The 9,796-nt window shown below is 34.0% G+C and carries 9 protein-coding genes; 7 read left to right on the top strand and 2 right to left on the bottom strand.

The window, feature by feature from the left end:
* Window positions 1–452: glycosyltransferase (locus ABJI11_RS06495; RefSeq protein WP_348350517.1), on the bottom strand; the 452-nt coding region annotated here is incomplete at its 3' end.
* A 98-nt stretch (window positions 453–550) separates the two neighbouring features.
* On the opposite strand from ABJI11_RS06495, the gene ABJI11_RS06500 reads away from it, so the two are divergent.
* From ABJI11_RS06500 to ABJI11_RS06525, 6 genes are all read left to right on the top strand, one after another.
* Window positions 551–1,381, top strand: a complete 831-nt coding sequence (locus tag ABJI11_RS06500) for a glycosyltransferase (RefSeq protein WP_348350519.1) — start codon at window positions 551–553, stop codon at window positions 1,379–1,381.
* Window positions 1,382–1,396: 15 nt separating this feature from the next.
* A complete protein-coding gene (locus ABJI11_RS06505; protein WP_348350521.1) occupies window positions 1,397–1,957 on the top strand; it encodes an L-threonylcarbamoyladenylate synthase in 561 nt (186 codons plus the stop codon).
* A gap of 4 nt (window positions 1,958–1,961) precedes the next feature.
* Complete coding sequence (locus ABJI11_RS06510) at window positions 1,962–3,386, top strand: HD domain-containing protein (RefSeq protein WP_348350523.1); 1,425 nt, start codon at window positions 1,962–1,964, stop codon at window positions 3,384–3,386.
* Between the two features lie 14 nt (window positions 3,387–3,400).
* The gene (locus tag ABJI11_RS06515) at window positions 3,401–4,435 is read left to right on the top strand and encodes a COX15/CtaA family protein (protein ID WP_348350525.1); all 1,035 of its coding nucleotides are present in this window, start codon (window positions 3,401–3,403) and stop codon (window positions 4,433–4,435) included.
* 26 nt (window positions 4,436–4,461) lie between these two features.
* Window positions 4,462–4,959: a hypothetical protein gene (locus ABJI11_RS06520; protein WP_348350527.1), complete on the top strand. Its 498-nt coding sequence runs from the start codon at window positions 4,462–4,464 to the stop codon at window positions 4,957–4,959.
* A gap of 150 nt (window positions 4,960–5,109) precedes the next feature.
* The gene (locus ABJI11_RS06525) at window positions 5,110–6,168 is read left to right on the top strand and encodes a nucleoid-associated protein (RefSeq protein WP_348350529.1); all 1,059 of its coding nucleotides are present in this window, start codon (window positions 5,110–5,112) and stop codon (window positions 6,166–6,168) included.
* Between the two features lie 94 nt (window positions 6,169–6,262).
* Here the strand turns inward: ABJI11_RS06525 and ABJI11_RS06530 are convergent, their stop codons facing one another.
* Window positions 6,263–7,351, bottom strand: a complete 1,089-nt coding sequence (locus ABJI11_RS06530; protein WP_348350531.1) for a hypothetical protein — start codon at window positions 7,349–7,351, stop codon at window positions 6,263–6,265.
* A 161-nt stretch (window positions 7,352–7,512) separates the two neighbouring features.
* Between ABJI11_RS06530 and ABJI11_RS06535 the strand changes: the two genes are divergently transcribed.
* On the top strand, window positions 7,513–9,796 hold a 2,284-nt coding region (locus ABJI11_RS06535; RefSeq protein WP_348350533.1), incomplete at its 3' end, for a DUF11 domain-containing protein.

A 9,796-nucleotide genomic window follows, 5' to 3' on the forward strand; every position in this document is an offset into this window, starting at 1 on the left:
TTATCCTTTAACCATTGAATATTAAAGCATCGTTGCTTTTCAATATCCTCTAGAGTTATCATTTTTGAAATATTCATAGGTAACATATAATATCCGCCAGAAATGAAATAACCTGGTTCTTTGTTGATATAATGTACCTGAACAAAATCTTCGCGAGGTATACAATCACCATCGGTCATGATAATATAATCTGCAGAACAAGCCGACACCGCTTTGTTCAGTATTCTAGATTTTTGAAAGCCATCATCTTCCTGCCAAACATGCACAATTGAGTAATGTACTTGTTCCGCCATTTCAGCAAGCAACTCTTTTGTTGGTGCTTTTGAACCATCATCTGCAATAACAACTTCAAAATCTTTAAATATTTGTTGCTCAAAGCCCCAAAGTACCTTCTTTAGCCACTCTTCGGCATTATATGTACTAACAATGATACTAATTTTAGGAATCTCCATGCTACATTTCAAATTACTGCAAAAATATAAAACTCTTATCTATCTTTGAGCTAGAAAAGACGGTCTCTTAATAAAGAGGCAAATTACAGCATTGTAAAATGAAGTTAAAAGAAATTCCTGTATCAATTTACAATTCGGCTAAACTTTTAGCACTTTCTTCTGATAGTATGATATCTGAATCTAAGGAAGAAATACCTGTAATAGTCTCTTTAACATCTATTCCTTCAAGGCTAAGTACACTACATATAACCATAAGAAGTCTTTTAAATCAAGACACTAGACCAAAGAAAATAGTTTTATGGTTACATCATTCTTTAAAAAATAAAATTCCAAAAAAACTTAAGGCTTTGGAAAGTGGTTTATTCGAAATCATGTTTTCAGATTTAACTTGTTCTCATAGAAAGCTAATTCACAGCCTAGAACTATTTTCAGATGATATTATTATTACCTGTGATGACGATATGATATACAGAACCAACTGGCTTCGTTTGTTATATACAGAACACAAATTAAATCCCAAAAAAATTATTGCCAACCAGACTAGATATATCACCTATAACAAAGTTGGAGAATTACAATCGTATAAGAATTGGGTTTTTAATAAAAACTTAAAATATAATGAATCTGCTATAATACCTATAGGTGCCGAAGGTGTTTTATACCCGCCAAAATCACTTTCAGAAAAAGTTACTGATGTTGATTTATTTTTAGAACTAGCACCAAAAGCAGATGACTTATGGTTTAAAGCTATGGCTATTTTAAAAGGGACAAATTCTGTGCAGGCAAAAAATAAGGCAAAAGCCCCAATACCTATTATTGGATCTCAAAAACAGTCACTTAAAAAATCAAATATTGGCGGTGATAAAAATAAAACACAATGGTTAGCAATTACTAATCATTTTAATATTACTCCAGACACTTTTCTATAAAGAAGTTACGAAGACATGACAGAAGAAATCAACAAATGCATAGAAGTTCTAGAAAATGGCGGACTGATACTCTACCCTACCGATACGGTTTGGGGTATTGGCTGCGATGCTACCAATGAAGCAGCTGTACAAAAAGTGTTTCAACTAAAACAAAGAGAAGATAGTAAAGCTTTAATTTGTTTGGTAGCAAATGATGCCATGCTTGAAAAGCATGTAGAGAAAGTATCTGACCTTGCGTATGATATAATTGATTTGTCAACCAAACCTACAACCATAATATTCGATAAACCTCGTGGGATAGCCAAAAACTTAATAGCAGAAGATGATACTTTAGCACTAAGAGTAGCTTCTGATAAGTTTTGTAAATACATGATCGGCAAGTTTAAGAAGCCAATTGTGTCTACTTCTGCAAACATTTCTGGTCAGGCTACTCCAAAATCTTTCCAAAATATAGATTCAGCCATTTTAAAAGGTGTAGACTATGTGGTAAATTTGCATCGTGAGAAACAGAATAGCTCCGCCTCATCAATTATTAGATTAGCTAATGACGGTACGGTGAAGGTTATTCGAGATTAAGAACATGCAAGAGAGCTATACAGACGCTTTAAACAACCCAATTTTCAAGATTATTTCAGAAGCTGCAGAAGAACTTTCTGTAGATTGCTATGTTATAGGTGGTTTTGTAAGAGACTATTTTTTAAAACGTAACATACCAAAAGATATAGATGTAGTTGCCATTGGCAGTGGCATTGCCTTAGCTGAAAAAGTAGCATCTAAATTAGAAGGCAAACCACAAGTTTCTGTCTTCAAGAATTTTGGTACCGCCATGATCAAAAGTGATGGCATTGAGCTTGAATTTGTTGGTGCTCGTAAAGAGAGTTATAACAGAGATAGTCGTAAACCCATAGTAGAAGACGGCACTTTAGAGGATGACCAAAAAAGAAGGGATTTCACTATAAATGCTTTGGCTTTATCATTAAACCAAAATAACTATGGTGAGCTACTAGATCCTTTTAACGGTATTGCCGACTTAGAGAACAAGATAATTAAAACACCTTTAGAACCAGGTGTTACATATTCAGATGACCCACTGCGCATGATGAGGGCCATACGTTTTGCAACACAGTTAGATTTTCAAATAGCACTACCCTCTTTACAAGCAATTACAGAAAATAAAGAACGTTTAAAAATTGTTTCTAACGAACGAATTTTAGACGAACTTCATAAGATTATGCTGTGCAAAAAGCCTTCTTTAGGTTTTTCTTTACTACATAAAACAGAATTATTAGAATATATTCTTCCAGAACTTACTGCTTTACAAGGTATAGAAGAAATTGAAGGACAAAAGCATAAAGACAACTTCTGGCACACCTTAGAAGTCGTAGATAATATATCTGAGGCTACAGATGACCTTTGGTTGCGTTGGGCCGCGCTATTACACGATATTGGTAAAGCGCCTACCAAAAGATTCCATAAAAAAATTGGTTGGACATTTCACGGACATGAATTCGTAGGATCAAAAATGGTCTTTAAATTATTCAAGCGTCTACGAATGCCATTGAACGAGAAAATGAAATTTGTTCAAAAAATGGTATTAATGAGTTCAAGACCTATTATACTTTCTGAGGATTATGTTACAGATTCAGCGGTACGTAGATTAGTTTTTGATGCCGGTAACAATGTAGAAGATTTAATGACTTTATGCGAGGCAGATATCACTACCAAAAATCCGAAGAAACAGCGCAAATACCATCAAAACTTCAAAATTGTCCGTAAAAAGATTGAGGAAGTAGAAGCGCGTGATCATGTTAGAAATTTTCAACCACCTATTAGCGGTGAAGAGATAATGAAAACTTTTGCGTTAAAACCTTCAAAAGAAATTGGTATTATAAAGGAGGCAATTAAAGAAGCCATTTTAGAAGGAGAAATCCCTAATGAATACAAAGCGGCTCAAGAATTTATGTATCTTAAAGGTGCAGAATTGGGTCTACAGAGTACAAAATAGCATGCATAGTATATATGGATATTACATTTAGAAAAGTTGCCAAAGTATCTTTGGTCTTAGTTTATTTAGTGATTGTTGCTGGTGCTGTTGTAAGAATGACAGGTAGCGGCATGGGTTGTCCAGATTGGCCTAAATGTTTTGGCTACTACATTCCACCTACAGAGGTTACAGAAATACAGTGGCAACCAGATCGTTTGTTTGAGAAAGGTCAAGTAATTATCTATCGAGAAACATTACAGGTTTCTAAAGAATCTTTCACCACCAAAGATGCTTTTAATTCAGATAATTGGGATCTATATACCAAACATGACTATGCTGAATTTAACCCCTGGCATACTTGGATTGAGTATATAAACAGACTTTTTGGAGTTTTAGCAGGAATTGCTACCTTGATACTTGCCGTTATCTCCATTAAATTCCGGAAGAAGAAAAAGCGCATACCTATACTATCATGGTTAGTAGTTTTCGGCATGGTTTTTCAAGCTTGGCTAGGTGCTACGGTTGTCTATTCAGTTTTAGAACCTGCAAAGATTACGGTTCATATGATTATGGCATTGGTAATCGTTGCCATACTACTTTATATTATTTACATGGCCAACAATGAAAATAAGCGCATTAAATATGATAAGGTTGTATTGAACATTAGTATTATAGCTTTGGCTATGACCCTTGTGCAAATAGCCATGGGAACACAAGTACGACAGTTTGTCGATGAACAAGTAGACATTTACGGATATGCGGCTAGAGAAAATTGGTTACAAAATCCTGAGTTATTATTTTACGTTCACCGATCATTTTCAATACTTGTAATTTTAGTAAATTCTTTCTTGGCATATAGAATAACTAAACTGGATCTTGGTCACTTTAAAGTGTACTGGGTCTTGTTTTTAATACTAGTGGTTGTATTTACCGGTATAGCTATGAACTATTTAGATTTCCCTTTTGCCAGTCAACCGTTACATCTTGTATTGGCTTCTGTTCTTTTTGGTGTTCAGTTCTATATACTTTTAGATGCATTAATGCCTAGAAAAGACTCCAAAACTTCGTAACTTTGCCGACCCGCAAAAATTAAGGTATGATTTATAAAATTCGTATAATTCTAGACGCTGAAGAAGATATTTTCAGAGATTTAGAGATTGAATCCCACAATTCATTAGAAGAGTTCCATAATGCCATTACACAAGCATTTGGCTTCTTAGGTAATGAAATGGCGTCTTTTTATACATGTGATGAGGAATGGAAACAAGATGAGGAAATTGCTCTTTTTGACATGAGTGAATCTGGCTCTGATGTTAGGTTAATGAACGAAACCTTTTTAGAGGATGTCATGACAGAAAATAACCCAAAACTAATCTACGTTTATGATTTCATGAACATGTGGACGTTTTTCGTTGAGCTTGCAGATATTCAAGAAAACGAAGATGGTCGTTCTTACCCTAATGTACTGTTTACATTTGGCGAATTACCAGAAACGCCGCCAGAGAAAAACTTTGAAGCAGAGAATAGTGCCTTTGACTTTGATGATACTTTTGATAATTACGACGATTTAGATTTCGATGAAAATTGGAACTAAATTTCAGTAATTGACCCAAGGTGCAAACCATCTAGGTATCCAATTAAAAACATAATTTATTATTCGGCGTGAACGTCGAAGCATTTAAATCTCGATTATCGAGTAAATAATATTTTTTTCGCTTACTAACCATTTAATTTAGAACATTGTATGATTAACCTATATGCTACTCAAATTGAAAGTATTTCTATACATAGAGTTGGTAACAAAAATAAGAATGAAGGTGTTTTTCTTTCTGAAGAACCTTTTAGACTTAATGATGAAACAACAGGTCTTTTAAAAGAATACTTTTTCAAACCTTTTAGAGAAAAAGAAGAGAACTACTATAAACTTGCTAATGAAGTTGATGTTGAATTCAATGAATTACACAAAATTGTAAGTGAAGTTTTTGAAGATCCTTCGAAGGCTCATTTAAATTCTAAAAAAGTAGCATCCTTATTATTTGAACAATCTAACCATCCACATATTAAAAGTGGCGAGGTTTATGTTGCATACCTATCTGGTTTACTTTTAGATAACAAAAAGGTAGACGCTATAGGCATATTCAAAAGTGAGTTGAAACATGATTTTATTCAGTTCGAAGAAAAGAACAGCAATTTAGATATCGTAATTCAACAAGGTATCAATATCAATAAATTAGATAAAGGGTGCTTAATTTTCAACGTAGAAAAAGAAGAAGGTTACAAGATACTTTCTGTAGATAGCAATAAATACGACACAAAGTATTGGATAGAAAACTTTTTAGGTGTTGAACCACTTTCTGATGATAACTTTAAGACAAAAAACTATTTAAAATTTTGTCAAGATTTTGCCAAAGAGGTTGTTTTACCAGCAGAAGATAAGCAGCAAGAGGTTTTATTCATGAACCGTGCAGTAAACCATTTTGCAAAAAATGATGCTTTCGAAGAGTCTACGTTTTTGAACGAAGTAATGGAAAACCCAGAGTTGATACCTGAGTTTAAACATTATAAAACAGAAAAAGGACCTAAGTTTAGTATTGAAGATGTATCTACTTTTGATATTGCAAACAAAGCAGTTTCAGATGCACGTAAAAAGATAAAGAACGTTATTAATCTAGATACCAACATTCAAATTAAAATGGATTTCATTAACCCAGAATCTGCGGAAAAGTTTGTAGAAAAAGGATGGGATGAAGAAAGACAAATGTATTACTACCTAGTGTACTTTAATAAAGAACAGAAGAGCTAGTAAAATTATAGATAGCTTAAATAGGTAAATAAAAAGCCCGATTTTCAAAATTTGAAAATCGGGCTTTTTATTGCTATAATCTACTGAAGATAATCTAGCTATTAATTTTAATATTATGTTCTATAATTTGTTTTAAACTGACATCTTCATAATTTCTACGAACAAAATTTAGTGCTAAATCTAATACTTCTCCCATAGTTTTACAGGTCTGAAAGTCCATATCCATCGTAAGAACTTCTATTTGCTCTCTCAGCATAGATATGTTTTCTGGCGTAGAAATTTTATCAGTTTTACAAATAGCTCTTAGTTTCTTAATTCTATTTCCAGAACTTAAAATTCTTTTGGCTACCATAGAACGCTCTTCTAATTTGTATTGATCAACAGAATCATGGGTTAATTTTTTACGAACCAACTCTACCATTTGGTAGTTTTCCTTAAAAAACTGAGGCCTATATACTTTTAGTTTTCCTTCAAAACATTGCTGATCAAAATCTATAGCACGTATTTTATAAACTACATGATCAAAATCATGTGTAGGTACTATCACATAATTATAAGAGCGCATATCTCCCAACAGACGAATCATGCAACGCTCATTGAACTTAACGAACTCTTTTGCCAACTGCGCTTTTTCCCTTGGTGTACATTTTGGTAAATTATGCTTTATAAATTCATCTCCAGGTATACCAGCAATATGTTCTTCAATCAAGGTATCCTTATACACCAAAAAGTTGAGGTTATAAGGAGAAAGCATATGTTCCAATTCTAACCCATAAATACGAGAAGCATCGGTCTTTTTTATGTAGAAATAAGTGAAATTATCATTTAATATATTCCTGACTTTAATTCTAAAAGGTTTAGAGTTACCAAATGTGCAAAAATCAACTGCATCTACATTTAAATATTGATGAAGATTATCACTACCATCAGAATGTAAAATAGAATAAACTTTCTTTAAACTATCATCAATTTCTTTCCTTTCAAATTCCGAATAATATGCACGTACCCAAAGGGTATCTTCATCATTTCTATCATACACTACAACAGACCCAGCAAACCTAAGCAAATCGTCGTAAAATATAGGTATTTCAATCTTTCTGCTATAATGTTCTAAATAACCGTCCAAAGCCTCACTTACCGGGTAAGCGGGTTTTTTTTTCGACATTAATCTTTCTTCTGACATGCTACAAATTTACTTATAAAGTAAACATTTCAAGCCAATAAATTTTATCAAGCATATAGAAATTAAGCATTCAACACCATATACCGCCAGTATACAACATTTTTTTAGCCAAAATAAGAAAGGTTGCTTTATTTGTTTAAGTACTACTTGAAACCAAACCAATGATTACTCAGATTAAATCTATTATTAATTTTTTACTGTTTTTTCTATTTGCATTCAGCTCTTTTATAGGAACTGCACAATTGAGCGATCTTCATTATTTACCACCAATGAAGCAAGGTCAAAATAATGCAGGTATAGAGAACCAGGCAATTCATTTTTCTACTCCAGAAACCACACCTTTTAACATTTATGCCTATCAAGGTACGTCTAATACAATTGTAAGAACAATTACAATCGACAGACTTAACCCAGGCGTATGGACTTTAGGTAACGGAGATAATAATATTACACTTGTAAACAATGCAAATACCGGGACAGTACTTACTAATAGTGGTTTGCGTTTTATATCTGCAGGCGGAGAAAAATTCTATGTCAACTACAGAGGTAAATCGGGTTCTCAAGCTGCATCCTTAACAGCTAAAGGTAGACAAGCAATGGGTACAAACTTTAAATGGGGCGGTGTTCCTAATAAAGGAACTCACTCGTCAAAGTCTAACACCCTTGGTATTATGGCTACCGAAGATAATACAACGGTGGTTTTATCTGGTTATGACCCGGGTTGCGAATTTAGAGTTGGTAATAACAGAGCCGGAATTACCACTAACTCCCATACTATAACATTAGATGCCAATGAATCTTTTGTATACGAAACCTATATTGGCAATACTCATACACAAGCTCATGAAGATGGGTGGATCGGTGCTTCAATTGTATCTACTAAAGATATCGTTATAAGTAACGGTTCTATCAACTTTGGTAGTGAAGACGGCCAAAGTCATAGAGATGCAGGTATTGACCAACCTGTACCAATTAATAAACTTGGTAAGGAATATGTATTTATAAGAGGAAATGGAAATAGCAACGGTTTAACAGAATTTCCTTTGGTAATTGCTACCGCAGACAATACACAAATATATGTAAATGGCAGTACCACAGCCATTGCTACCATTGACAACGGTGAGTTTTTTAAAATACCTAGTAGCTACTACTCTTCAAACACTGTTGGCGCTAACATGTTAATACAAACATCTAAAGATGTGTACGCGTATCAATCTATGGCCGGATCAAGTAATTTATATACTCAAGGTCTAAACTTTGTTGCACCGGTAAACTGTTTATTACCAGATGTAATGGACAACATACCAGATATTAGAAACATAGCTGGCACGACGGTAACTGGTGGATTAACCATTATTGCTTCTGTAAATACCGCAGATGCCAATGTTAAGGTTTTTGAAGACGGAGTTGAAATTTCTAAACCTGCTTCTGATCCTGTTGCGGGTTCTAGCGATTGGAAAACTTTTTACATTCCAAATTTAGATGGTGATATTAGTGTAACTTCAACCGGACCAATGGCTATTGGTTTTTTCGGTTATAATGGTGCACAAGGTGTAGCTGGTTATTTCTCTGGATTTGATACCGTACCAGAAGTAAGGCTCGAAATAAACGGTGGTACCGTTGGAGAATGTTTTTCAGGCTCAAGTATTTTTGAAGCTTCTGATGATAATTTTGATGCATACCAGTGGTTTTTTGATGGTGTTTTAATTCCAGGTGCAAACTCATTTGATTATGCAGCAACAATTGCCGGCGACTACTATGTAAGAGGTACAAAAGGACCATGTACATACGATTCACAAACCATTAAAATATTCTATTGCGAACCAGATGTTCAAATTAAAAAAACGGTTGACAAACCTGAAATAACTGAAGGTGAAACTGCCACTTTTACCATCAGAGCAGAGAATTTATACTTCAACGATATAACCAATTTACAGGTTACGGATAACATTCCTGAAGGACTTACATTAGTACAAGCAACAACAATAACAGGAACATTTAATGGAAGCATTTGGAATATTGGAACATTAGCTCCTGGTGAAGTAGCATTTTTAACCCTAGAAGTAACTGCTGATGAAATTGACATCTTGCCTTTACTCAACCTTGTCAATACAGTTACCAATACTCAAGACCAAACTGATGCCAATATTACAAGAGATGAACCCTCTGCCCGAATTGTAGTACATAACGATTTTGACAATGACGGTGTTGTAGACAGCGTTGATTTAGATGATGATAATGATGGTATATATGATGCTATTGAGCAAATGTGTATCATATCTAGCGATGTTAATTTCACCTCACCATCAAGCACTGTACAAGGTGGTACTGCGATAACTGAGATTTTCTCTAATTACGCAGGTTTTTGGAGAAGTTCTACAAGCTCAATAAATCCGGTATTACCAACCTTATCACATGAATTGTTGGCATTTACCACTGGTGGAA

This window comes from Maribacter sp., assembly GCF_039968975.1.
Lineage (GTDB): Bacteria > Bacteroidota > Bacteroidia > Flavobacteriales > Flavobacteriaceae > Maribacter.